Source organism: Stenotrophomonas sp. GSD10 (assembly GCF_056172695.1).
In genome coordinates this window covers 156,471-179,326 of record NZ_JAOCMC010000002.1, presented here as the reverse complement: position 1 = coordinate 179,326, position 22,856 = coordinate 156,471, and the positions used below count along the sequence as shown (strand labels likewise).

Genomic DNA, 22,856 nt, shown 5'->3' with positions numbered 1-22,856 from the left:
CGCTTTGCTGTCAGCGATCGTCACCGGCCGTGGCCGCCACGTAACGTTTTGTAACGGCAACCGGCTATGCTGGGCGGCAAGGTGTTGCCGGGACTGAGACCCGGCCCGCGCGTCAGCAACCCCGGCTGAATGGCGCCCGCCCCCGGGACCCGGGCGGCCCGAAGGCTGGGATAGGATCGCCGCGCTCGTGCCGTGGCGGTACGTTTGCGCCCACGGAGGCCTTGAGAATGCTGGATATCGTACTGGTCGAAGACGATGCCCGCCTGGGTACGATGGTCAGCGACTATCTGCAGCGGCATGGCTACCAGGTGGCCCACGAGCGCAGCGGAGCGCGTGCAGTGACCCGCATCCTGGCCGAAAAGCCGGCGCTGGTGCTGCTCGACGTCGGCCTGCCCGACCAGGATGGTTTCGAAGTGTGTCGGCAGATCCGCCCCCACTATGACGGCATCATCTGCGTGCTGACCGCCCGCACCGACAACATCGACCAGGTGCTGGGGCTGGAACTGGGTGCCGACGATTACATCGGCAAGCCGATCGAACCGCGGGTCCTGCTGGCCCGCCTGCGCGCCCACCTGCGCCGCCACCGCCGGGTTGAACCGCGTGACGGCAGCCTGCGCTTCGGCGAGCTGAACATCGACCCGTCCACGCGCAACGTGCACCTGCAGGGCGGCCTGCTGGAACTGACCACCGCCGAGTTCGACCTGCTGTTCCTGCTGGCCAGCAACGCCGGCCAGATCCTGGACCGCGACGCGCTGCTGCGCGGCCTGCGCGGGATTGCCTTCGACGGCCTGGACCGCTCGATCGATGCGCGCATCTCGCGCCTGCGGCGCAAGCTGGGCGACAACCCCGAGCAACCGGAACGGATCAAGACCGTCCGCGGGCGCGGCTACCTGTTCAGCCGCTCGGCATGGGGATGAAGCGCACGCCCTCGGCGATGCGCGGTCACGCCTTTCATTTCCTGCGCTATGGCATCGGCTTCCTGGTCGCCCACCTGTTGTTGATCGTGCTTGGCCTGTGGGCCTGGGACGCGCTGCTGGAAGACCGCACCGAAGCGGGCCTGCAGGCCGAGATGCGCGGTACCCATGCGCTGTTGCAGCACCGTTTCGCCGAGACGCCGCGCGAACAGTGGCCGGCACTGGCGCGCCAGCTCGACACCGATTTCGCCTATGCCCTGCGCATGGTGCCGCTGGCCGAGGCAGTGAAGGAACTGCCCGCCAGCCAGCGCCCGCCCTTCAACAATGGCCGGGTGCAGATCGATCTGGAGCACATGCGCAGCCTGCAGCGCATCGGCGACAGCGACTATGCGGTGATGCTGGGCCCACTGGACGAAGCGTTGCCCGACGAAGGCTGGCAGGACAGCGATGTCTCCGGCGTGGCGATCCTGCTGCTGATCCTGATGGTGGCCGTGGCGCTGCCGATGTACGTGATGGTCTACCGCCTGTGGCGCGATGTCTCGCAGCTGGCACAGGCCGCGCGGCGCATGCGCGATGGCCAGCTGGATACGCGTGCGCCGCGCGCCGGCACCGCACTGGTGCGGCCGTTGGCCAATGCCTTCAACCACATGGCCGAACAGCTGCAGCAGCTGCTGGAAAGCCAGCGCGTGCTGGCGCAGGCGGTGGCACATGAAGTGCGCACGCCGCTGGCCCGCATGCGCTTCGGCCTGGCCGACCTGGAGGACACCGCGCTGGACGAGATCCAGCGCGATGCCCTGGGCGGGCTGCGCACCGATGTCGATCGTCTGCAGCACCTGACCGATGCCGGCGTCCAGTACGCCGCGCTCGGCCGTTGTCATCAGCTGACCCGCCAGCGCCTGCAGCTGGCCGCGCTGGTGCGCGGCGTGGTCGCCCAGTTCGCGCCGCTGCCGATGCCGGTGCAGCAGGCGCTGTCGCCGGCCGGCCTGGTCAACGTCAACCGGCACATGCTGGAGCTGGCCCTGCGCAACCTGCTGGGCAACGCGCTGCGCTATGCACGCCGGCAGATCCGAATTGCCAGCACGGTCAATGATGGCTGGCTGTGCCTGCAGGTAGAGGACGACGGCCCCGGCATCGCGCCCGAACTGCGTGGCCAGGTGCTGCAGCCCTACGTGCGGCTCGACCCCGGCAGCCCCGGCTTCGGGCTGGGCCTGGCCCTGGTGCAGGTGGTGGCCGACAAGCACGACGGCCACGTCGAGGTGACCGATTCCGAGCTGGGCGGCGCCTGCATCCGCCTGCACCTGCCGCTGGAAAGCAGCGGCGTGGTGGAGTGCGAGGGGGCCTGCTAGGCTGCCGCTTCCGCGCGCGGCAACGCGAACACGAACAACGCACCCTGCTCGCTGTCGCGCAGTTCGATGCGGCGGCCATGCAGCTGCACGATGCGCTGCACGATCAACAGGCCCAGGCCACCGTTCTCGCCACGGCGCGCGCCCAGCGCAGCCGGTGCCTGGAACAGCTGCGCGCGCAGTGCCGGCGCTACACCCGGGCCATCATCGGCCACACTCACCTCGACGCTGTCCGGTGTCGCACGCAGGCGTACCTCGATCCGGCCACCCTCGGGCGCATGACGCAGGGCGTTGTCGAGCAGATTGGTCAACACCCGCTCGACCAGGCCCAGGTCGGCGCGCACCAGTGGCAGGCCCGGCGGGAAGTCCGCATGCAACCTCTGGTTGCGGGCCTGCGCGGCCAGCTCGAACTTCTGCAGTACGTCCTGCAGCAGCTCCGGCAGCGCGAACACCTCCCACTCCAGCCGCACTTCGCCATGCTCCAGCCGCGCCAGCTCGAACAGCGCGCGTGCAAGGCGGCCGACCTTGGCGCTCTGCGCCAGCGCGATGCCGAGGTAGCGGCGGCGCTCGTCCGGCGACAGCGTGGCATCCTTCAACGCCAGCGTCTCCAGATAGCCGTGCAGCGATGACAGCGGAGTGCGCAGGTCATGCGAGATGTTGGCCACCAGCTCGCGCCGCTGCAGGTCCTGCTGGCGCAGCTGCTGCCATTGCTCTCCCAGCCGCTGCGCCATCTGCGCATGCGCGTGTTCAAGGATCACCAGCTCGTCGCGCTCACCCGGCCGCAGCGGTTCCGGCGGCGGCAACGGTGTGGGGGCGTCGATGTCGAAGGCCTGGATGCGACGGGTCAGCCGGCGCAGCGGCCGGGTCACCCAGTAGAAGGCCACCAGCCCGGCCAGCAGGCCGAGGCCACCTACCAGCACCACCGACCACCATGTGGTGTTCCACTGGCTGCCGGCGGCAAGATCATCGGACAGCATCTGCCGGTGCTCGCCCACCAGCACCACGTACACGTAACCGGCCTGGCGTCCCTGCACGATCAGCGGCGCGGCACTGAACACCTTGCGCCCGTCCGCACTGCGCGGGTCATCGCCAAGGATCGGCAACGGCGCACCGGACAGCAGGCGACGCAATGGCGCCACGTCCACCCGGTTGCGCACCAGATGGCCGCTGGGCGCATCGTGGCCGAGGATGCGGCCCTGATCGTCCAGCAGATACACCTCGACGCTGGGATTGACCGCCATCAGCTGGCCGAACAGCGCACGTACCGCGGCATCGCGCATGCCGCTGGTGTCCATCAGCTCGCTGCGCTGGGCGATATGTTCGGCCAGGCCCAGCGACAGCCGCTGCACGACTTCCTGTTCGTGGCGCGTGTTGGCGCGCATCTGCAGGGCCAGCAGCGCCATGCAGCACATCAGCATCAGCGCGGCGATCACCGCCGCCAGCTTCTGCCACAGGTTGGGCTTGATCATGCCGCCGCCCCGGCCGGATCGACCAGCTTGTAGCCGCGTCCCCACACCGTCAGCAGCCGCCGCGGGTTGGCCGGGTCCGGCTCGATCTTGCTGCGCAGCCGATTGATGTGGGTGTTGACCGTGTGCTCGTAACCATCGTGCTGGTAGCCCCAGACCTGGTTGAGCAGCTCCATGCGCGCGAACACCTGGTCCGGGTGGCGCGCGAAGAACAGCAGCAGGTCGAACTCGCGCGGGGTCAGCTCAAGCGCGTTGCCATCCACCGAAGCGGTGCGTGCCACCGGGTCCAGCTGCAATCCGCCCAGCTCGATCGCACCGGCATCAATGCGTGCGCTCTGCGCCATCGCCTCGGCACGGCGCAACAGCGCACGTACCCGCGCCACCAGCTCCGGCATCGAAAACGGCTTGGCCAGATAGTCGTCCGCACCCAGTTCCAGGCCGACGATGCGCTGGGTCTCGCTGCCGCGCGCACTGATGATGATGATCGGCACGTAACGCGCCATCGCGCGTGCACGCTGGCACACCTGCAGGCCATCCACGCCGGGCAGCATCACGTCCAGCACCAGCGCATCCCACGGTCCGTCCTGTTCGAGCAGGCGCAGGCCGGCGTCGCCGCTGGCGGCGTGGGCGACGTCGTAGCCTTCATCGCCCAGGTGCATGCGCAGCAGGTCGGCGATGTGGGCATCGTCTTCAACGATCAGCACGCGTTTGGTGGACATCGGCAGCTCAGGGCCAGTGGGGAGGCTGCCCGCATTGTGGCGCGGGACGGCCGCCGATACCTCACGAAAAATTGAATCCTGCGTGAGGATTCGTTGACCCGGGCAAGCGCAGCATGGCCCCGTCGCCCCTTCCCGGAGTCCGCCATGCCCCTCACCCGACGCCATCTGCTGGGCCTGGGCGGTGTCGCCACCGCCGCCGGCCTGTTCGGACTGGGCGCCTGCAGCCGTGCCGCACCGGCCGCCGCCGAGGCACGGCCGGTGCGCCAGTTCGAGGTCATGCACAGCGATGCGCAATGGCGCCAGCAGCTGACCCCAGCGCAGTACGCGGTGCTGCGCCAGCAGGCCACCGAACGGCCCTGGAGCAGCCCGCTCAACAAGGAACACCGGCAGGGCACCTTCGCCTGCGCCGGCTGCGCGCTGCCGCTGTTCTCCTCCTCCACCAAGTTCGAGAGCGGTACCGGCTGGCCCAGCTTCTGGGCACCGCTGCACAACGCAATCGGCGAGGACCGCGACGTCACCTTCGGCATGCTGCGGGTGGAAGTGCACTGCCGGCGCTGTGGTGGCCATCTCGGCCACGTTTTCAACGATGGCCCGCGCCCGACCGGGCTGCGTTACTGCATGAACGGTGTGGCCATGGTGTTTGTTCCCGGCGCCGGTGATGGCGCTGCCGACGGCTGGCGCGTGCCGGTCGGTTCTTCCCCTGTTTCCGGAGCCTGACCATGCTGCTGTTGCTGCTTGCCTACCTGGGCGGTGCGCTGACCCTGCTCAGCCCGTGCATCCTGCCGGTGCTGCCGTTCGTGTTCGCACGCGCCGACCGCCCCTTCCTGCGCAGCACGCTGCCGTTGCTGCTGGGCATGGCACTGACCTTCACCGTGGTTGCCAGCCTGGCCGCGGTGGGCAGCCAGTGGGTGGCACAGGCCAACCAGGTCGGACGCTGGATCGCCCTGCTGCTGATGGCGCTGTTCGCGCTGGCACTGTTGTGGCCACGACTGGCCGACCATCTGCTGGCGCCGTTCCAGCGCGTGGGTGCGCGGCTGAGTGCGCGCGCCGATGCCGCTGATGCCGCCGGCCGTGGCGGCGCGTGGACCTCGCTGCTGATCGGCATCGCCACCGGCCTGCTGTGGGCGCCCTGCGCCGGGCCGATCCTTGGCCTGGTGCTGACCGGCGCGGCCCTGCACGGTGCCAGCGTCGGCACCAGCACGCTGCTGCTGGCCTATGCGCTCGGTGCGATCACCGCGTTGGCGCTGGCGGTCTGGGTGGGTGGCCGCGTATTCCGCGCCCTGCAGGCGCGCCTCGGTCTGGGTGACGTGCTGCGCAAGATGTTGGGCGTGGCCGCGCTGCTGGCGGTGGTGGCGATCGGTCTGGGCTGGGATACCGGCCTGCTGACCCGCCTGTCCACGCTCAGCACGGCGCGCATCGAACAGGGCCTGCTCGATGCGGTGCCCGGCGCGCAGCCGGCGGCACCGCCGATGATGATGATGGCCGGTGCCAACGCCGCTGCCGATGCACCGCTGCCGGTGGAAGGCACCCTGCCCGCGCTGGACGGTGCCACCGGCTGGCTCAACAGCCCGCCGCTGAGCGCCCAGCAGCTGCGCGGCAAGGTAGTACTGGTCGATTTCTGGACGTACTCCTGCATCAACTGCCTGCGCGCGATGCCGTTCGTGCACGAATGGGAGCGGCGCTACCGCGACCACGGCCTGGTGGTGATCGGTGTGCACACCCCGGAGTTCGCTTTCGAACGTGACCCACGCAACGTCATGAAGGCGGTTGAGCAGTTGAAGGTCGCGTACCCGGTGGCGCTGGACAACCAGTACACGATCTGGCGCGCGTTCAACAACCGCTACTGGCCAGCGCAGTACTTCGTCGATGCCCAGGGCAACATCCGTGGCCACCAGTTCGGTGAAGGCAACTACGCGCGTTCGGAACAGGTGATCCGCCGCCTGCTGGCCGAGGCCGGCCAGACCCATCTGCCGCCGCCGGCCGACCCGGCCGCTGCCGAACTGAAGGGCGTGGCCGCGCAGGCCGACATGGGCAACCTGCGTTCGCCGGAGACCTACCTGGGCCACGCCCGCGCCGAGCAGTTCGCCTCGCCCGGTGGACAGCGTGCCGATACCGCCTTCGACTACTCGCTGCCCACTGCGCTGGCGCTGAACCAGTGGGGGCTGTCCGGCCACTGGACGGTCACCGACGAGGCGGCACAGCTGCAACAGGCCGGCGGCCGTATCGCCTTCCAGTTCCATGCGCGCGACCTGCACCTGGTGCTGGCGCCGAGCCAGGAAGGAAAGCCGGTGCGCTTCCGCGTGCTGCTCGATGGCAAGCCGCTGCCGGCCACCGACGCCGGCAGCGATGTCGGCGCCGACGGCAGTGGCGTGGTCGACGAACACCGGCTGTACCAGCTGGTGCGCCAGCGCGGCACGGTCGGCCCGCACCGCTTCGAGATCGAGTTCCTCGATGCGGGCGTACAGGCCTATGCCTTCACCTTCGGTTGAACCAGGAGGACATGATGAAACTCTCCTTTGAACAGGGCGTCGCCGCGGGTGTTGCCGGGCTGGTCGCCACCGCGCTGATCGCTGCAGTGCTGCTGGTCGATCACGGCGCGATGGCGGCCCCTTCCGAGGCGGCGGCATCGCTGAAAGCGCTGCCCGCACCCACCGGCGACGCTGCGTTCGGCGATGACGCCACTCATGCCAGCGTGGTCTTTGCCGGCGGCTGCTTCTGGGGCGTGCAGGGCGTGTTCCAGCACGTCAAGGGCGTGAGCAATGCGGTGTCCGGCTATATCGGCGGCAGCGCTGCCAACGCGCGGTACGAACGGGTCAGCAGTGGCCAGACCGGCCACGCCGAAGCGGTGAAGATCGACTACGACCCGCGCCAGGTGAGCTACGGGCAGCTGATGCAGGTGTTCTTCGCGGTGGCCCATGACCCGACCCAGCTCAACCGGCAGGGCCCGGACCACGGCAGCCAGTACCGCTCGGCCATCTTCAGCGACGACGCCCGCCAGCAGGCGGCCAGCCGTGCCTACATTGCCCAGCTCGGCCAGGCCGGCAGTTATTCCGCACCGATCGTCACCCAGCTGGTCAGCGGCCAGCACTTCTACCCGGCCGAGAGCTACCACCAGAACTACATGAGCAACTACCCGCAGGCGGCCTACATCCGCTATTACGACGCGCCCAAGCTGGCGGCGTTGGGCAGGCAGTTCCCAGCGCTGTACCGGCGCGATGCGGTGCTGGTGCCGATGCGGTAGAGCCGGCCGCTGGCCGGCTACCCCGCCGTCCCGACAAAGGGATTGCCGGCCAGCGGTCGGCACTACCTACACAACAAAAAAGCGCACGGCCATCCAGCCGTGCGCATGGAAAGTATCGCCCGGGCACCGATCAGGCCTGGCCGACAACAGCATGCTAGGCTCGCCGTCATCATGGGTACAGCTCCAGATGACGGGACATTCGATGGATACAGATGACCGCAGCGCGATGATCCCTCCCCGCTACCAGCGGCTGTCCGATGAACTGGCCGAGGCCATCCACGGTGGCCGCCTGCCCGTAGGCAGCCGCCTGCCGTCGTTGCGGCAGATGGCATCGCAGCGGCAGCTCAGCCTGAACACCGTGATCGCCGCCTATCGCCAGCTGGAGGATGCCGGCCTGGTGATTCCGCGGCCCAAGGCCGGCTTCGAGGTGGCGCCGCGGCTGTCAGTGCCGGATCGCTCGCTGCGCGATGTGCCCTCGGCACCGACCGCGCCGCTGCAGCAGGTGCTGATGGCCCGTGTACTGGAAGCGCAACGGCGCCCCGGTGTGATCGACCTGGCCTTCGCCGGCCCGCGCGGTCGCCAGTTCTATCCCGGCGCGCAGTTGGCCAAGCACACCGCGCAGGTGCTGCGCCATGGCCAGCAGACAGTGGAGACCTACGCACGCCCGAATGGATCACCGCGGTTGCTGGCGCAGATCGTACGGCGCGGCCCGCGCATGGGCCTGCACACCCACAGCGAGCGTCTGCTGCTCACCCATGGCGCGATGGAGGCCCTGCAGCTGGCACTGCGTGCGGTCACCCAGCCCGGTGATGCGGTGGGCATCGAAGCGCCGTCGTACTTCAACCTTTACCCGCTGCTGGCCACGCTGGGCCTGCAGGCCATCGAACTGCCGACCCATCCACAACACGGCCTGGACGTGGACGCGCTGGAGGCGCTGCTGGAGCACACGCCACTGGCGGCACTGGTGGTGATGCCGACGGTGCACAACCCGTTGGGCTGCACCATGCCGATGGCCGCCAAGCAGCGCCTGGCCGAACTGGTCAACGCGCGCCAGCTGCCGCTGATCGAAGATGCGGTGTATGCCGAGCTGCAGTTCTGCGAGCCACCGGCACCGCTGCTGAAGGCCTTCGATCGCGACGGCTGGGTGATGGTGGTCGGTGGCTTTTCCAAGACGCTGGCGCCGGACTACCGCATCGGCTGGCTCGATGGCGGCCGCTTCGCCGAGCGCATCGCACTGCTGAAATTCCAGTCCACCGGCGGCGAACCGCAGCTGCTGGGTGACGCAGTGGCCGCGTATCTGGAAGCGGGCAGCTACGAGCACCACCTGCACCGCATGCGCCGCCTGTATCGCGAACAGGTCGGACGGCTGCGCCAACTGGTGGCCGAGCACTTCCCGGCCGGCACCCGTGCCACCGAACCGCAGGGCGGCTTCCTGCTGTGGCTGGAACTTCCCGGCGTCGATACCCGCGAGCTGTTCGAGCGTGCGCTGGTGGAGGACATCGTGTTCATGCCCGGCCAGGTGTATTCGCGCGGCGCGCGCTACCGCCATGCCCTGCGCCTGTCGTGCTGCCAGACGCTGGACGTGCGCTTCGTTGGCGCGGTGGAGCGCCTGGGAGCGATGGCGTGCGAGCTGGCGGCTGCAACACGGTAGTGCCGGTCGCTGGCCGGCAACTGCACTGCCGGCCAGCGGCCGGCACTACCCTCAACGGTCAAGCAGATGCGTGCCCAGGATCTGGCCGTCCGCCCCCGGCAGATGCGGCAGGCGGCCCCAGCACGGCATCGGCAAGCGCTGCTGCAACGTGGCGATGTTCTCGTCCTGGCGCTGCATGGCCGGGTCGATGTGATTGCCGATCCAGCCCAGGCATTCCACGCCGCTGGCCTGCAGCGATTGCGCGGTCAGCCGCGCGTGGTTGACGCAGCCCAGGCGCATGCCCACCACCAGCAGCACCGGCAGCTGCAGCGCACGCACCAGATCGAGCTGATCCAGCGTGGCCGAGACCGGCGCCAGCCAGCCGCCCACGCCCTCCACCACCACGATGTCGGCCTGCGCGCGCAGGCGTTCGAACGCGGCCACGATCGGTGCCAGCTGCACCTGCACGCCGTCCTCGGCGGCCGCCAGTTCCGGGGCCAGCGGCTGCCGCAGCGCATAGGGGTTGAGGTCGGCATAGTCCGGTACCGGCCAGCTGGCCGCCTGCAGCGCCAGCGCATCCTCGTTGCGCAGGCCCTGCCCCCGGTCTTCGCTGCCGCTGGCCACCGGCTTCATGCCAACGGCACGCAGGCCGCGCCGGCGCAGGGCATGCAGCAGCGCCGTGCTGGTGGCGGTCTTGCCGATCTCGGTATCGGTGCCGGTCACGAACAGCGCGGGCGGCAGGGTGGCAGGCAACGGCATCGACAGGCTCCAACAGGGCAACAGAGCGTTCATTATCGCCGGCCCGGTGCGCTTGCTAGACTGCATGCATGTTCGCCAATGCCTCGCTGACCGGCAGCAAGCCGGAACAATACGCCCAGCTGCTGGAGCAGGCCCGTGGCCTGGTCTACGGTGAGTCCGACCGCATTGCCAATGCGGCCAACCTCTCCGCACTGGTCTACCACGCCCTGCCCGACCTGAACTGGGTGGGCTTCTACCTGTACGACGGCAAGGAGCTGGTGGTCGGCCCATTCCAGGGCTTGCCGGCCTGCGTGCGCATTCCGCTGGACAAGGGTGTGTGTGGCGCCGCTGCCAGCCAGCGCGTAACCCAGCGTGTGGAGGACGTCGATGCCTTCCCCGGCCATATCGCCTGCGATTCGGCCTCACGCTCGGAACTGGTGGTGCCGCTGCTGCGCGGCGATGAGCTGATCGGCGTGTTCGACATCGACAGCCCCAAGGTCGGCCGCTTCGATGCCGACGACCAGGCCGGCCTGGAAGCCATCGCGCGCGTGTTCGTCGAGGCGCTGGGATGAGCGCACCGAAGCTGCGCAACATCGGCCCGAAAAGTGCAGCCTGGCTGCGCCAGGTCGGCCTGCGCAGCCGCGAGGACCTGGCCGCGATCGGTGCGGTCGGTGCGTTCGTCAAGGTCAAGCGGGCCGGCTTCAAGCCCAGCCTGAACCTGCTGTACTCGCTGGAAGGGGCCTTGCTGGACTGCCACTGGCAGGAACTGAGCGAGCCGCAGCGTCAAGCGCTGGTGCAGGACTACGAGGCACGCATCGCCGCGCATCCGCTGAAGGCAGCCGGCCCGGCCTCGGGTCCGGTGCATGAGCAGCGCTTCGATGACGACGGTGACGCTGAGGACAGCGCAGCGGACGACGCCGACGAGGATTGACGGCGCGCGCCGGTAGAGTCGAGCTTGCTCGACTTCTGCCGAAAGCAGTCGAGCAAGCTCGACTCTACGGACGGCCGAAGCACCAACAGGGTTACGGCTGCTGCAGCTCCAGCAGTTCGCCCACCAGGCCCACCTCACCGCGCTCCAGCCACACCCGCAGACGGGTACCGTGGTCGATGCGCAAGGCCCAGCACAGCGACATCGGCAGACCGCAGACCTGCGACAGCACCATGCGCAGCGGGCCACCGTGGCTGACCACCAGCGTCGGTAGCGGCTCCTCCTCGTCCAGCAGCCGGTCGAGCGCGCGCGCGATGCGCCGTTCGAAGTGGCCCCAGCTTTCACCGTTGGGCGGCGGGAACGCATGCGGATCGGCGTGGAAGGCTGCCAGCGCGTCCTCCGGCAGGTCGAACAGCGACTGCCCGTCCCAATCGCCGAAATCCAGCTCCTCCCATTCCTCGTCTGCTTCCACATCCAGTCCGCGCGGGGTGGCCAGCGCCATCGCCGTATGCAGCGAACGCAGGCGCGGCGAACTGATCACCCGCTGCCATTCCTGCCCGGCGTAAGCCTCCACCAGTTCCTGCGGCAGGCGCGCCAGCTGCGGCGGATCGCTGCGGCCATCGAGGTATTCATCACGGCCGTTGCCCGCGTGGCGGACCAGATCGAGAATCATCGCTGCCGGCCGGTCTGTACCTGCCGGCGCGGCAGCGCCTCGGACAGGCCAGCGGCGGGGATCGGTAGCGGTTGGAACAGAATCATCGGCAACACTTCCAGAACGGATGCCCCGCGACGGGGCGCATCATTCTAGCGTGCGCCGCCCTCTGGCTGCCCACCTGCAACGGCGCTGCGCACCGGCGTGGCGGGCGACATCAGCCGTTTGCCGAGACGGATCATCGGTGCTTCGACGAAGCGATGGCCGAGTGCAGCCAGCGGCAGTACCACCAGCAGCGTCATCGCCGCGCACAACAGGTAGCCGACACTGCCGCCCTGGACGGCAAGCACCCGCGCGAACACTGGACCGAGCACCGCGATGACGATCGGATGCCCGAGATAAAGCGAATAGCTCACCGTGCCCAGCCAGGCGGAGAAGCGATTCACCAGCCAACGCGGCGGGCACTGCGAGAAGCCCAGCAGCAGGCACAGGTAGCCCAGCCCCGACAACTGCCACTGCCAGGGGCCGGCGGCAGCCCACGCGGCTGAGGACGCGGCCAGCAGCAACAACAGCACACCCGCCAGGTTCAACCCCTTTGCCCAGCGCCGCGCGCGCGGTGCCGGCAACCGCGCCAATGCAGCAAAGGCATGGAAGCCCACCAGCCCCATCGCGAAGACGGGGGCATGGCGCAGCCAACCGTAGTCACCCAGCGAGGCCTGGAGGCTCGGGCCCAGCACGCCCGTCCAGGCCAACGCCACCAGCGCCAGCAACCCGATCAACAGGGCCCAGGCGCTGCGCGCCTTGCCGACCAGCACGTAGAGCGCGGGAAAGATGGCGTAGAACAGCATCTCCACGCCCACCGCCCAACTGGCCCACACGATGCCCGCTTCCCATCCCGGGAACAGGTTGAAGGTGAAGGACAGGTTGGCCGCGATCTCCCCCATGAATGGCCGGCATGGTCGCCGCGACCATCGCGGAACAGGGAGAACATCAACAGCACATAGAAGAGCGGCGCGATGCGAAGGAATCGATGCAGGTAGAAGCTCAGCAGCGGCCGGCCACTGGCCTGGTGCCGGGGCATGGTGTAACACAGGGAAAACGCACTGATGACGAAGAACAGCGCAACGCCGGTGGCCCCCATGTGCACGGCCGGCAGCCAGGCCGCCGCTACCGGCAGGGCCGGTGCCGGCATCGACTGTACGTGGTACAGCACCACGTACACCGCCGCCAGGCCGCGCAGGGCATCGAGAAACTGCAGGCGATCCTTCGCAACCATGGCCACTCGCACGAACCTGAAGAGGCCACTACTCTAACGCCCGCGGCAGGCAATGACTTAGACTGCGCGCACTTCCAGGTGACCTGCGGCTTCGGCCGGCAGGTTGAAACGGGAAGCCGGTGACGCGTGATTCCGCGCCATGCCGGCGCTGCCCCCGCAACGGTAAGCACGTCAGTTCCAGGCAATACGCCACTGTGCCGCGCGCACGGGAAGGCGCCTGGACGGTGGCCTCGCGCCACCCGGCGGCGAGCCCGGAGACCGGCCCGGAAGCCTCAGGTCGCGATGCGGTGGGCATGGCGCCGGATGCCTGCAGCCTGCGGGCATCGGCGCGTGCCTGCCTTCACGGCTTCTCCCCTTCGCCACGCGGGCGTGCGTGGCACCTGGAGTCCCCCATGAAGCTGCAGTCCCGAATGCTGTCCCTGGCCGTGCTGGCCGCCCTGCCCGCGCTGGCGCAGGCCAACGAAAACACCACCGCGCTCGACCAGATCCTGGTCACCGCCACCCGCACCCCGATCGCCCTGCAGGACAGCATCGCGCCAGCGCAGGTGATCGACCGTGCGCAGATCGAATCCAGCCAGGCCACCTCGCTGCAGGAACTGCTGCGCGGCCGTGCCGGCATCAACCTGACCAATGCCGGTGGCCTCGGCAAGCAGAGCTCGCTGTTCCTGCGCGGCACCAACTCGGGCCATACCGTGGTGCTGGTCGATGGCGTGCGCATCAACAGCGCCGATCTCGGTCTGGCCATGTACCAGGACCTGCCGCTGGCGCAGATCGAGCGCGTGGAAATCGTCCGTGGTCCGCAGTCGAGCCTGTACGGTGCCGACGCCATCGGTGGCGTGATCCAGATCTTCACCCGCCGCAACCAGGGCGATTTCGCCCCGCACTTCCAGCTCGGTGGCGGCAGCAATGGCCTGCGCGAGGCCAGCGGTGGCATCGGCGGCGGCAGCGAGCGCGGCTGGTTCGGCGCCGACATCGCCTACCAGCATTCCGATGGCATTGATGCCTGCCGTGGCTCGGCCACGCTGTTCACCGGCTGCTTCGCCGACGAGCCTGACCGCGACGGCTACCGCAACCTGTCCAAGAGTCTGCGCGGCGGCTATACCTTCAACGAGCAGTGGAACGTGGAAGGCAGCGCGCTGCGCGCCGATGGCAAGAACCATTACGACGGCTACTACAACTATTCGGAAACCCGCCAGCAGGTGCTGGCCGGCAAGGTGCGCTACACCCCGTCCGAGCGCGTGGCCGTCACCGCCAACGTCGGACGCAGCGACAACGAATCGGACAACTTCGGCGCCTTCGATGTGCGTGGCAGCGCGCAGACCCACCGTGACAGCGCTTCGCTGCAGAGTGATTTCAGCGTGGCCGAAGGCCAGCTGCTGAGCGCCGGCGTCGACTGGAGCGAAGACAATCTGGACGGCAGCAGCGCCGGTTACCTCGTCGACAGCCGCCGCAATACCGGCGTGTTCGTGCAGTACCAGGGTCGCTTCGGTCGCCACCAGCTGCAGGCCAGCGCGCGCAACGACGACAACCAGCAGTTCGGCAACCACGCCACCGGCAGCGTCGGCTGGGCGATGGAGCTGGGCCACGGCCTGCGCCTCAACGCCAGCTACGGCACCGCCTTCAAGGCACCGACCTTCAGCGACCTGTACGACCCATGGAGCGGCGTGCCGACCCTGGATCCGGAGAAGTCCAGAAGCGCCAATCTGGGCGTTTCGCAGCAGGGCCAGGGCTGGCACTGGGGCCTGGACGTGTACGAAACGCGCATCGACGATCTGATCACCTACGATGCCGCGACGTTCCGGATGCAGCAGGTGGAGAAGGCGCGCATCCGCGGCGCCGAACTGACCGGTGGCGCGCTGCTGGCCGGCTTCGACATCACCGCGCAGCTGAGCTACACCGACCCGCGCAACCGCACCGCTGACAATGCCCAGTTCGACAACTGGCTGCCGCGCCGCGCGCAGCAGACCGCTCGCCTGGACATCGACCGTCGCTTCGGTGATTTCCGCGCCGGGCTGACCGTGCAGGGTGCGGGCAAGCGCTATGACGATGCCGCCAACACGGTGAAGGTCGGCGGCTACGGCACGCTGGATCTGCGCGCCGAGTACGCATTGACGCCGTCGTGGTCGCTGCTGGCGCGCGCGGCCAACGTGTTTGACCGCAGGTACGAGACGGTGGCGTGGTTCAACCAGCCCGGCCGCGAGTACCAGTTGAGCGTGCGCTACCAGCCGAGGTAGTGCCGGCCGCTGGCCGGCAACATCGGGATCTTCGGCAACGCATTCCGGGGTGCCGGCCAGCGGCCGGCACTACCCAGTGCGTTGGCCCGGGTTACCGCCCGACGACCGGCGTTGTCCGTTGAATCAACGCTGCAACCCCGGCAGTTCGCGCAGGTCATCGATCACCGCCACCGCATGCGCGGTGGCCAGATCCAGGCCGCGCGGATAGCCGTAGCGCACCAGTGCGATCGGCATGCCGGCATCTTCGGCGGCGCGGAAATCGGTGAGCGAGTCACCGACCATCAGGCAGTCCTCCACCGGCAGCCCGAAATGGGCGGCGATGTGGCGCAGCGGCTCGCCGCTGGGCTTGCGCTGTGGCAGCGAATCACCGCCCAGCACCAGCGCGAACGCGTCGGCGATGCCCAGGTGCTGCAGCAGTGGCGGCACCAGGGCTTCGGGCTTGTTGGTGCAGATTGCCAACGGCACGTCGCGGGCACGCAGCTGCGCCAGCGCCCCGGTCACCCCTTCGAACAGCTGCGGGCTGCGCAGCAGGCAGTCGCGGTAATGCACCATGAACACCGGCATCACGGCAGCCAGATCGACCTTGCGACCGGCCGCCTGCATGGCCTGTTCAACCAGCCGGCCCACGCCGTCGCCGATCCAGCCCAGCACGGTGGATTCGGGCACGCGCGCCATGCCGATCTGCTCCAGCGTGCGGTTCAGCGCTTCAGCGATATCGGCAGCGCTGTCCACCAGCGTGCCATCAAGGTCGAACACAACCAGCGGATAGGGATACGACAAGGGACGGCACCTGCACGACGTGGAGCCGTCCATTGTACGCCGCCCGTTTTCCTGCCAGACCGGCCTCAACCGATGCGGCGCGCGCGCGTGGCCAGGAAAGTGGGCAGATAGCGATCGATGAGGAAGCGTGGCTGTGGCTGCCAGTCTTCCATGAAGCGATCGATGACGAAGCCGGCATCGAGCTGGCCGCCGAGCAGTTCGGTCAGGCTGTGGCCGAAGGTCAATGCATCGCCACGGGCCAGTTTCGCTTCGCGCTCGGCCGGCGCCAGGTCTTCCAGATCCGAGTAGGGAATGGCGTACTGCGGCCGGATCAGGCCCTGCGCATCCAGCTGCGGATCGCGTGCACCGACAAACAGCACCGGGTTGTAGAAGCTGGCCATCAACAGGCCATCGCGGGCCAGCACGCGGTGGCACTCGTTCCACACCGGGCGCACGTCGGGCACGTACAGATTGGAGATCGGCTGGAACACCACATCGAAGCTGCCGCTGGCGAAGGCGTGCAGATCGCGCATGTCGCCCTGCACGGTGCGCAGCTGCAGGCCATCGCGCGCGGCCACCGCACGGTCCTGTTCCAGCTGCCCATCGGAAAGGTCGAACACGGTGACCTCGGCACCGGCCGCCGCCAGTACCGGCGCCTGCTGGCCGCCGCCAGAGGCCAGGCACAGGATGCGGCGGCCGCGCACATCACCCAGCCAGTCCAGCGGCAGCGCGCGCGGGTCAGGTGCACCTGCCATCGCCCTTCGCGGGCGGCGGCGACGGTGGCACTGTCCACGGGGCGCGACCATTCGCGCACCTCGCTGGCCTGGCGATCCCAGGCAGCACGGTTGTGGTCGATCAGGGCCTGTCCATGGTTCATGCGTTCTCCTTGCCCGGTGGGCGCCAATCCAGATCCTGGAAGGACGGGCTGGCGAAGCATTCGGCCAGGAAGTCCAGGAATCGCCGCATGATAACGGGCTGCTGGCGCCGCGATGCGTACACCGCATGAATGCCCAGCTCGTCCAGACTGAACTCGGGCAACAGCTCGATCAGCTCGCCACTGCGCAGCAGCGGCGCCACCTGGTAGGTCGGCAACATGGCGATGCCGGCGCCGGCACGCACCGCTTCCAGCAACAGCGACGCCTCGTTGGCGCTGATGTTGCCGCCCACCGCCACCGAGAGTGAGCGGCCATCGCGGTGCAGCTGCCACAGGCTCTTGCCCACGTAGTGATGGGTCAGGCAGTTGTGCGCGGCCAGATGTTCGGGCGCCGTGGGAGTACCGTGCAACTGCAGGTAGGCGGGGGTCGCGCACAGCACCGAGCGGCAGGTGGCCAGCCGTCGCGCGATCAGGCTCGGGTCGATCTGGCGGGCGATGCGCACCGCCAGGTCCACCCGTTCCTCCACCAGGTTGACCGTGCGGTCGACCAGCAGCAGCTCGATGCGCGCCGCCGGGTGCCGCGCGACGAAGCCGGCCACCGCGCGCGCCAGGTGACTCTGTCCGAACGACACGCTGGCCGTCACCCGCAGCGTGCCGTGCGGCTCGGGATCGTCGCTGGCCAGTTCGCCCTGCAGCTCCTCGCCGATGGCCAGCATCTGCCGGAAGCGCGCCAGTGCCGCTTCGCCGGGACCGGTCAGGCTGATCCGGCGCGTGGTCCGGTGCAGCAGGCGCACGCCCAGCCAACCCTCGACCTCGGCCAGGTAGCGGGTGACCATCGCCCGCGACATGTCCAGCACCTCGGCGGCGGCGGTGAGGCTGCCGCGCTCGGCCACCTCGACGAACACGGTCATGGCGGTCAATCGGTCCATCTGCTCGATTCCTGCAACAAACAAGCGCGTTATACGCTGTTTTTCGAGCGACTGCAGCGGCCTAGAGTGACCCCATTCCCACCCCACACCGCCCCACGGAGTCCTGCCATGAAGATCGCCCTCGTTGGTTCCACCGGCAATATCGGCCGCCAGATCGCCCGCCACGCGCTGGCCCACGGCCATCAACTCACCGTCATCGTGCGCAGCGCGCAGGACCTGCCGGCCGAACTGGCCGGCGCGCATCCGGTGATCGCCTCGCTGGATGACCAGGACGCCCTGGTGGCCGCCATCGCCGGCCACGACGTGCTGGCCAGCGCCTACGGCCCGCGCCCGGGTGATGACGTCGGCCGCGTCGGCGAAGTGGCCGCGCAGCTGGCTGCGGCCGCACGCAAGGCCGGTGTGCCGCGCCTGGTGGTGGTCGGTGGCGCCGGCAGCCTGGAAGTCGCGCCGGGCATGCAGCTGGTCGATACCCCGAACTTCCCGGAGGCCTACAAGCCGTACGCGCTGGCCCACCGCGAAGCGTTCAAGCGCCTGCAGGCGGTGGACGACCTGGACTGGACCTTCTTCTCGCCGGCCGCTGAAATCGGCCCGGGCGAAGAACGTGGCCAGTACCGCGTGCAGCCCAGGGCCTTCCTGGCCGACGCCAGCGGCCACAGCCGCATCAGCTACGCCGACTACGGCGCGGCGTTCGTGGCCGAGCTGGAGGCGCACCAGTACCCGAAGCAGATCATCACTGCCGCGTATTGATCATGCCGTCCGCCGAGCTTGGCCCGGCGCTACCTACCTGTAGAGCCGAAGGCAACGGCAGGAGCCGTTGCCAACGTCGCTTGCGACGGCCCGTAGGGGGCCGGGCAAGGACGCCCGGCATAGCCCACGCTCGGCTCCCCATCCGACACAAGGAATTGCCCATGCGCACCGCTGCCCTGCTGCTTCCCTTCGCACTGGCCGCCAGTTTCACCAGTGCCCCGCTGCTGGCCGCGCCGGCCAGCCCGGCGCACGCCACGGCGGCGAAATCCCAGCTGCACCTGCAGACCTTCCATCCTGGCCCGCAGGCGATGTTCTCGGTGTCTTCGGTGCTGATCGAGGGCCGCCACGACGCGATCCTGGTCGATGCGCAGTTCGGTGCCAGCGATGCGCGCAGGCTGGTGGACCTGATCCGCGCCAGCGGCAAGCAGCTGACCACGATCTACATCAGCCACGGCGATCCGGACTACTACTTCGGCCTGGCCACCGTGCAGGATGCGTTCCCGCAGGCGCGCATCGTTGCCACCGCACAGACCGTCGCCCACATCCAGCAGACCCAGGCCGGCAAGCTGGCCTACTGGGGGCCGAAGATGGGCGCCGATGCACCCGCACGCATTGTGCTGCCGCAGGTGCTCGACGGCGATGCCCTGCAGCTGGAAGGCCAACGCCTGCCGTTGATCGGTCTGGACGGCCCGACCCCGGACCGCAGCGTGCTGTGGGTGCCGTCGCTGCGTGCGATCGTCGGCGGCATTCCGGTGGTGGCCGGTGAACATGTGTGGATGGCCGATACGCAGACGCCGAAGTCGCACGCCGACTGGCTGCAGACGCTGCAACGCCTGCAGGCACTGAAGCCGAAGGTGGTGGTGCCGGGCCACTACGCACCCGGTGCGGCGCTGGACACCAGCGCGCTGCGCTTCACCGCCGACTACATCCGTGCCTTCGATGCCGAGACGGCGAAGGCCAGGGACAGTGCGGCACTGGTGAAGGCGATGCAGGCGCGCTACCCGACGCTGGCCGGCGAAAGTTCGCTGGAGCTGAGCGCGAAGGTGGCCAAGGGCGAGATGCAATGGCCGTGAGGTAGGGAGTTTTCTTTTGCAGGGCTGCGCCCTGCACCTGCTCAATGCAACGGCCACAGCCGAAGCAACAGCAACAGCTGGCTATCCGTGGGATGGCGAGGTGGATCCGGTTGCGGGGGACGCCGTGAATCCGTCCATGGAGGCTCGGTCGCGCCATCCATGGCGCTCGCGCCCCCGCAACCGGACCCACCCCGCCTTCGACAGATCTCCGCAATCTGTCTGGATGGCATGGCCTGCTCTTGGTGGGTGTCGACCTTGGTCGACACATAGATCAGCTTCGCGGGGAATCGTTGGGTTCGTGCTCGAACAATTCCCCCTGCACCACCGGCTCCTTTTCGCGGAAGCCACCCAGGCCGACACCGACCAGGCGGTAACGGGTCGCGGCCGGCAGGTCGACGCGCGCGCGCAGCGCCAACGCAATGTCGCGCAGCTCTTCCATCGACTCCGGCGGGCGCTCCGGGGTGAAGCTGCGGGTAAGGATCCGGAACTGCGCGGTCTTCAGCTTCAGCACCACGGTGTGGCCGATGCGCTCGGTCTTGCGGGTGGCCTTCCAGGTCTTTTCAGCCAGCTGCACGATGGCCTCGCCCAGGTCTTCCAGCAGCAGGTCTTCGGCAAAAGTATCTTCCGAGGAAATCGACTGCACCTGCTGGTCCGGTTCCACCGGGCGCTCGTCGACGCCGCGTGCGCGGTTGTACAGGCTGCGGCCGAAGCTGCCGAAGGCCTCTTCCAGATCGATCAGTGCCCATTGCCGCAGGTCGCCACAGGTGACGATGCCGCGCGCGGCCAGCTTGCCTTCCATCACCTTGCCCACACCCGGCACGCGGTTCACCGGCAGCGGTGCCAGGAACGCATCCACGCGCTGCGGCGGAATCACGAACTGGCCATCGGGCTTGCGCCAGTCCGAGGCGATCTTGGCCAGGAACTTGTTCGGCGCAATCCCGGCTGAAGCAGTCAGGTTCGTTTCCTCGCGGATCTGCGCGCGGATGGTGCGGGCGATCTCGGTGGCCAGTTCGATGCCGCTCTTCGGTTCGGTCACATCCAGATAGGCCTCGTCCAGCGACAGCGGCTCGACCAGGTCGGTATGGCGCAGGAAGATCGCCCGCACCTGCTGTGACACCGCCTTGTAACGTGCGAAGTCGGGCGGCACGAAGATCGCGTCCGGGCACAGGCGTTCAGCGCGCACCGCAGGCATCGCCGAACGCACGCCGAACACCCGCGCCTCGTACGACGCCGCGCAGACCACTGAACGCGCGCCGCGCCAGGCCACCACCACCGGCTTGCCGCGCAGCGAGGGATCGTCGCGCTGCTCCACCGACGCGTAGAACGCGTCCATGTCGACGTGGATGATCTTGCGCAGTCGGGTCATGTCAGGTGGGAGAGGCGGGGGCAGGCGGTGCGGGCCACACGCCGAAGTATGGTCGTTGCACATCAACAGGATGCGCGTATTCCCTTGAAAACACTACGGTTGCGTACGGTTGAAATGTTTGCTCGGCGCAGTTTCCACGGGCATCCTCGAGCGCTTGTTTCCCTGTTTCCCCGCTTCCAGGATTGTGCTTCATGACCCGTCTCCACGCGTTCAACCGCGAACAGCTGCTGGCCAGCGCACGCGGTGAACTGTTCGGCACCGCTGCCGGCCGTTTGCCCAACGACCCGATGCTGATGTTCGACCGCATCACCGAAATCCGCGAGGACGGCGGACCGCATGGCAAGGGCATGGTACGCGCCGAACTGGATATCCGCCCGGACCTGTGGTTCTTCGGCTGCCACTTCATCGGCGACCCGGTGATGCCCGGCTGCCTGGGCCTGGATGCCATGTGGCAGCTGACCGGCTTCTACCTGACCTGGCTGGGCGCCCCCGGCAAGGGCCGCGCGCTCGGCTGTGGCGAGGTGAAGTTCACCGGCCAGGTGCTGCCGGAGGCCAAGCTCGTGCGCTACGAGATCGACATCAGCCGGGTGATCAACCGCAAGCTGGTGATGGCCCAGTCCGACGCCCGCATGTACGTGGATGATCGCGAAATCTACAGCGCCCGCGACCTGCGCGTCGGCCTGTTCACCGAAACCGGGAGCTTCTGATGCGTCGCGTCGTCATCACCGGCATGGGCATCACGTCCTGCCTCGGCAATGATCTGGATACGGTCTCCAGCGCGCTGCGCGAAGGCCGCTCGGGCATCACCGCACTGGCCGACCATGCCGAGGCCGGCCTGCGCAGCCAGGTGGGTGGTCGCGTCGACCTCGAACTGGAAGCACTGATCGACCGCAAGCAGAAGCGCTTCATGAGCGATGCGGCGGCCTTCGCCTACCTGGCCATGCGCGATGCCATCGCCGATGCCGGGCTCAGCGCCGAGCAGGTCAGCAGCCTTCGTACCGGCCTGATCGCCGGTTCTGGCGGCGGCTCCAGCGAATGGCAGATCGGTGCGGTTGATCTGCTGCGCGAGCGCGGCGTGCGCAAGGTCGGCCCGTACATGGTGCCGCGCACGATGTGCTCGACGGTCTCGGCCTGCCTGGCCACCGCCTATCAGATCAAGGGCGTCAGCTACTCGCTGTCGGCCGCCTGCGCGACCTCGGCGCACTGCATCGGCGCGGCCGCGGACATGATCCGTCATGGCGCGCAGGACATCATGTTCGCCGGTGGCGGCGAAGACCTGCACTGGTCGATGAGCGTGATGTTCGATGCGATGGGCGCGCTGTCGACCAGCTTCAACGACACCCCGGCCAGCGCCTCGCGCCCCTATGACAAGGACCGCGACGGCTTCGTCATCGCCGGTGGCGGCGGCATGCTGGTGCTGGAGGATTACGAGCACGCGGTCGCGCGCGGTGCGCACATCCATGCCGAACTGATCGGCTATGGCGTCACCTCCGACGGTGCCGACATGGTGGCGCCGTCCGGCGAAGGCGCGGTGCGCTGCATGAAGATGGCACTGCAGGGCGTCGATCGCCCGCTGGACTACCTCAACACCCACGGCACCTCGACCCCGCTGGGTGATGTCACCGAGCTCAACGCGATCCGCGAAGTGTTCGGCGATGCGGTGCCGCCGCTGTCGTCGACCAAGGCGTTGTCCGGCCACTCCTTGGGTGCGGCCAGCGTGCACGAGGCGATCTACTGCCTGCTGATGATGCGCGATGGCTTCGTTGCCGGCTCGGCCAACATCGGCGAGCTGGACCCGAAGGTGGAGAGCTTCCCGATCCTGCGTGAGAGCCGCGAGCAGAAGCTGGACACGGTGATGTCCAACAGCTTCGGTTTCGGTGGCACCAACGCGGCGCTGGTGTTCGGGCGCGTGTGATGGGGACAGGTGTGCCGACCACCGGTCGGCACCCACCGGTGGATGTAGAGTC

21 protein-coding genes, 2 pseudogenes and 1 riboswitch are annotated in these 22,856 nt (G+C 68.4%); of the genes and pseudogenes, 13 read left to right on the top strand and 10 right to left on the bottom strand.

Annotation, left to right across the window (positions count from 1 at the left end; genetic code table 11):
- Positions 1–227 precede the first annotated feature (227 nt).
- Positions 228–917 carry a winged helix-turn-helix domain-containing protein gene (locus N4G47_RS00965; protein WP_057498295.1) on the top strand — a complete coding sequence of 230 codons (690 nt, stop codon included), beginning with the start codon at positions 228–230 and terminating at the stop codon, positions 915–917.
- The gene (locus tag N4G47_RS00960; RefSeq protein WP_475284662.1) at positions 914–2,260 is read left to right on the top strand and encodes an ATP-binding protein; all 1,347 of its coding nucleotides are present in this window, start codon (positions 914–916) and stop codon (positions 2,258–2,260) included. Before N4G47_RS00965 ends, N4G47_RS00960 begins: the two co-directional genes overlap by 4 nt.
- On the opposite strand, the gene N4G47_RS00955 is transcribed toward N4G47_RS00960, so the two are convergent.
- The gene (locus N4G47_RS00955; RefSeq protein WP_249842028.1) at positions 2,257–3,726 is read right to left on the bottom strand and encodes a sensor histidine kinase; all 1,470 of its coding nucleotides are present in this window, start codon (positions 3,724–3,726) and stop codon (positions 2,257–2,259) included. The genes N4G47_RS00960 and N4G47_RS00955 overlap by 4 nt on opposite strands.
- Positions 3,723–4,442, bottom strand: coding sequence for a response regulator transcription factor (locus tag N4G47_RS00950; RefSeq protein WP_014035866.1), 720 nt, complete (start codon positions 4,440–4,442; stop codon positions 3,723–3,725). The genes N4G47_RS00955 and N4G47_RS00950 overlap by 4 nt, the downstream gene beginning before the upstream one ends.
- Before the next feature lie 144 nt (positions 4,443–4,586).
- On the opposite strand from N4G47_RS00950, the gene msrB reads away from it, so the two are divergent.
- From msrB to N4G47_RS00930, 4 genes are all read left to right on the top strand, one after another.
- A complete protein-coding gene (gene msrB / locus N4G47_RS00945) occupies positions 4,587–5,159 on the top strand; it encodes a peptide-methionine (R)-S-oxide reductase MsrB (RefSeq protein ID WP_475284659.1) in 573 nt (190 codons plus the stop codon).
- A gap of 2 nt (positions 5,160–5,161) precedes the next feature.
- Positions 5,162–6,931, top strand: a complete 1,770-nt coding sequence (locus N4G47_RS00940) for a cytochrome c biogenesis protein DipZ (protein ID WP_475284657.1) — start codon at positions 5,162–5,164, stop codon at positions 6,929–6,931.
- A gap of 14 nt (positions 6,932–6,945) precedes the next feature.
- Positions 6,946–7,683, top strand: a complete 738-nt coding sequence (gene msrA / locus N4G47_RS00935) for a peptide-methionine (S)-S-oxide reductase MsrA (RefSeq protein ID WP_475284655.1) — start codon at positions 6,946–6,948, stop codon at positions 7,681–7,683.
- Positions 7,684–7,885: 202 nt separating this feature from the next.
- Positions 7,886–9,334 carry an aminotransferase-like domain-containing protein gene (locus N4G47_RS00930; RefSeq protein ID WP_475284653.1) on the top strand — a complete coding sequence of 483 codons (1,449 nt, stop codon included), beginning with the start codon at positions 7,886–7,888 and terminating at the stop codon, positions 9,332–9,334.
- 51 nt (positions 9,335–9,385) lie between these two features.
- On the opposite strand, the gene bioD is transcribed toward N4G47_RS00930, so the two are convergent.
- Complete coding sequence (bioD, locus tag N4G47_RS00925; RefSeq protein ID WP_475284651.1) at positions 9,386–10,072, bottom strand: dethiobiotin synthase; 687 nt, start codon at positions 10,070–10,072, stop codon at positions 9,386–9,388.
- A gap of 68 nt (positions 10,073–10,140) precedes the next feature.
- Here bioD and N4G47_RS00920 point away from each other — a divergent pair, with 68 nt between their 5' ends.
- Both N4G47_RS00920 and N4G47_RS00915 read left to right on the top strand, forming a co-directional pair.
- A complete protein-coding gene (locus N4G47_RS00920; RefSeq protein WP_110710949.1) occupies positions 10,141–10,623 on the top strand; it encodes a GAF domain-containing protein in 483 nt (160 codons plus the stop codon).
- A complete protein-coding gene (locus N4G47_RS00915) occupies positions 10,620–10,982 on the top strand; it encodes a TfoX/Sxy family protein (RefSeq protein WP_475284649.1) in 363 nt (120 codons plus the stop codon). Before N4G47_RS00920 ends, N4G47_RS00915 begins: the two co-directional genes overlap by 4 nt.
- A gap of 91 nt (positions 10,983–11,073) precedes the next feature.
- On the opposite strand, the gene N4G47_RS00910 is transcribed toward N4G47_RS00915, so the two are convergent.
- The 3 genes and pseudogenes from N4G47_RS00910 to N4G47_RS00900 all read right to left on the bottom strand — a co-directional run.
- The gene (locus N4G47_RS00910) at positions 11,074–11,652 is read right to left on the bottom strand and encodes a histidine phosphatase family protein (RefSeq protein ID WP_107232213.1); all 579 of its coding nucleotides are present in this window, start codon (positions 11,650–11,652) and stop codon (positions 11,074–11,076) included.
- Positions 11,653–11,783: 131 nt separating this feature from the next.
- Positions 11,784–12,575, bottom strand: a complete 792-nt coding sequence (locus N4G47_RS00905) for an acyltransferase family protein (RefSeq protein WP_475284646.1) — start codon at positions 12,573–12,575, stop codon at positions 11,784–11,786.
- A gap of 95 nt (positions 12,576–12,670) precedes the next feature.
- Positions 12,671–12,907 (bottom strand): annotated as a pseudogene (locus tag N4G47_RS00900) (acyltransferase family protein); the annotation flags it as partial.
- Between the two features lie 59 nt (positions 12,908–12,966).
- A riboswitch (cobalamin riboswitch) is annotated at positions 12,967–13,188 on the top strand.
- Between the two features lie 111 nt (positions 13,189–13,299).
- On the opposite strand from N4G47_RS00900, the gene btuB reads away from it, so the two are divergent.
- On the top strand, positions 13,300–15,141 hold the full coding sequence (gene btuB, locus N4G47_RS00895; RefSeq protein ID WP_475284644.1) for a TonB-dependent vitamin B12 receptor: 1,842 nt from the start codon (positions 13,300–13,302) through the stop codon (positions 15,139–15,141).
- A 123-nt stretch (positions 15,142–15,264) separates the two neighbouring features.
- Here the strand turns inward: btuB and gph are convergent, their stop codons facing one another.
- The 3 genes and pseudogenes from gph to N4G47_RS00880 all read right to left on the bottom strand — a co-directional run bounded on the left by gph (position 15,265) and on the right by N4G47_RS00880 (position 17,703).
- The gene (gph, locus tag N4G47_RS00890) at positions 15,265–15,921 is read right to left on the bottom strand and encodes a phosphoglycolate phosphatase (protein ID WP_475284642.1); all 657 of its coding nucleotides are present in this window, start codon (positions 15,919–15,921) and stop codon (positions 15,265–15,267) included.
- 65 nt (positions 15,922–15,986) lie between these two features.
- A pseudogene (locus N4G47_RS00885) lies at positions 15,987–16,777 on the bottom strand (class I SAM-dependent methyltransferase).
- Positions 16,774–17,703 (bottom strand): LysR family transcriptional regulator, encoded by a 930-nt coding sequence (locus N4G47_RS00880; protein WP_475284640.1) that lies wholly within the window; start codon positions 17,701–17,703, stop codon positions 16,774–16,776. The pseudogene N4G47_RS00885 and the gene N4G47_RS00880 overlap by 4 nt, the downstream one beginning before the upstream one ends.
- Before the next feature lie 108 nt (positions 17,704–17,811).
- Here N4G47_RS00880 and N4G47_RS00875 point away from each other — a divergent pair, with 108 nt between their 5' ends.
- Both N4G47_RS00875 and N4G47_RS00870 read left to right on the top strand, forming a co-directional pair.
- Positions 17,812–18,450, top strand: a complete 639-nt coding sequence (locus tag N4G47_RS00875) for an NAD(P)-dependent oxidoreductase (RefSeq protein ID WP_475284638.1) — start codon at positions 17,812–17,814, stop codon at positions 18,448–18,450.
- Between the two features lie 161 nt (positions 18,451–18,611).
- Positions 18,612–19,523, top strand: coding sequence for an MBL fold metallo-hydrolase (locus N4G47_RS00870; RefSeq protein WP_475284636.1), 912 nt, complete (start codon positions 18,612–18,614; stop codon positions 19,521–19,523).
- 271 nt (positions 19,524–19,794) lie between these two features.
- Here the strand turns inward: N4G47_RS00870 and dinB are convergent, their stop codons facing one another.
- Positions 19,795–20,889 (bottom strand): DNA polymerase IV, encoded by a 1,095-nt coding sequence (gene dinB, locus N4G47_RS00865; protein ID WP_475284634.1) that lies wholly within the window; start codon positions 20,887–20,889, stop codon positions 19,795–19,797.
- Positions 20,890–21,080: 191 nt separating this feature from the next.
- Between dinB and fabA the strand changes: the two genes are divergently transcribed.
- Both fabA and fabB read left to right on the top strand, forming a co-directional pair.
- Positions 21,081–21,596: a 3-hydroxyacyl-[acyl-carrier-protein] dehydratase FabA gene (gene fabA, locus N4G47_RS00860; protein ID WP_249842043.1), complete on the top strand. Its 516-nt coding sequence runs from the start codon at positions 21,081–21,083 to the stop codon at positions 21,594–21,596.
- Positions 21,596–22,804, top strand: a complete 1,209-nt coding sequence (fabB, locus tag N4G47_RS00855; RefSeq protein WP_475284631.1) for a beta-ketoacyl-ACP synthase I — start codon at positions 21,596–21,598, stop codon at positions 22,802–22,804. Before fabA ends, fabB begins: the two co-directional genes overlap by 1 nt.
- Positions 22,805–22,856 lie beyond the last annotated feature (52 nt).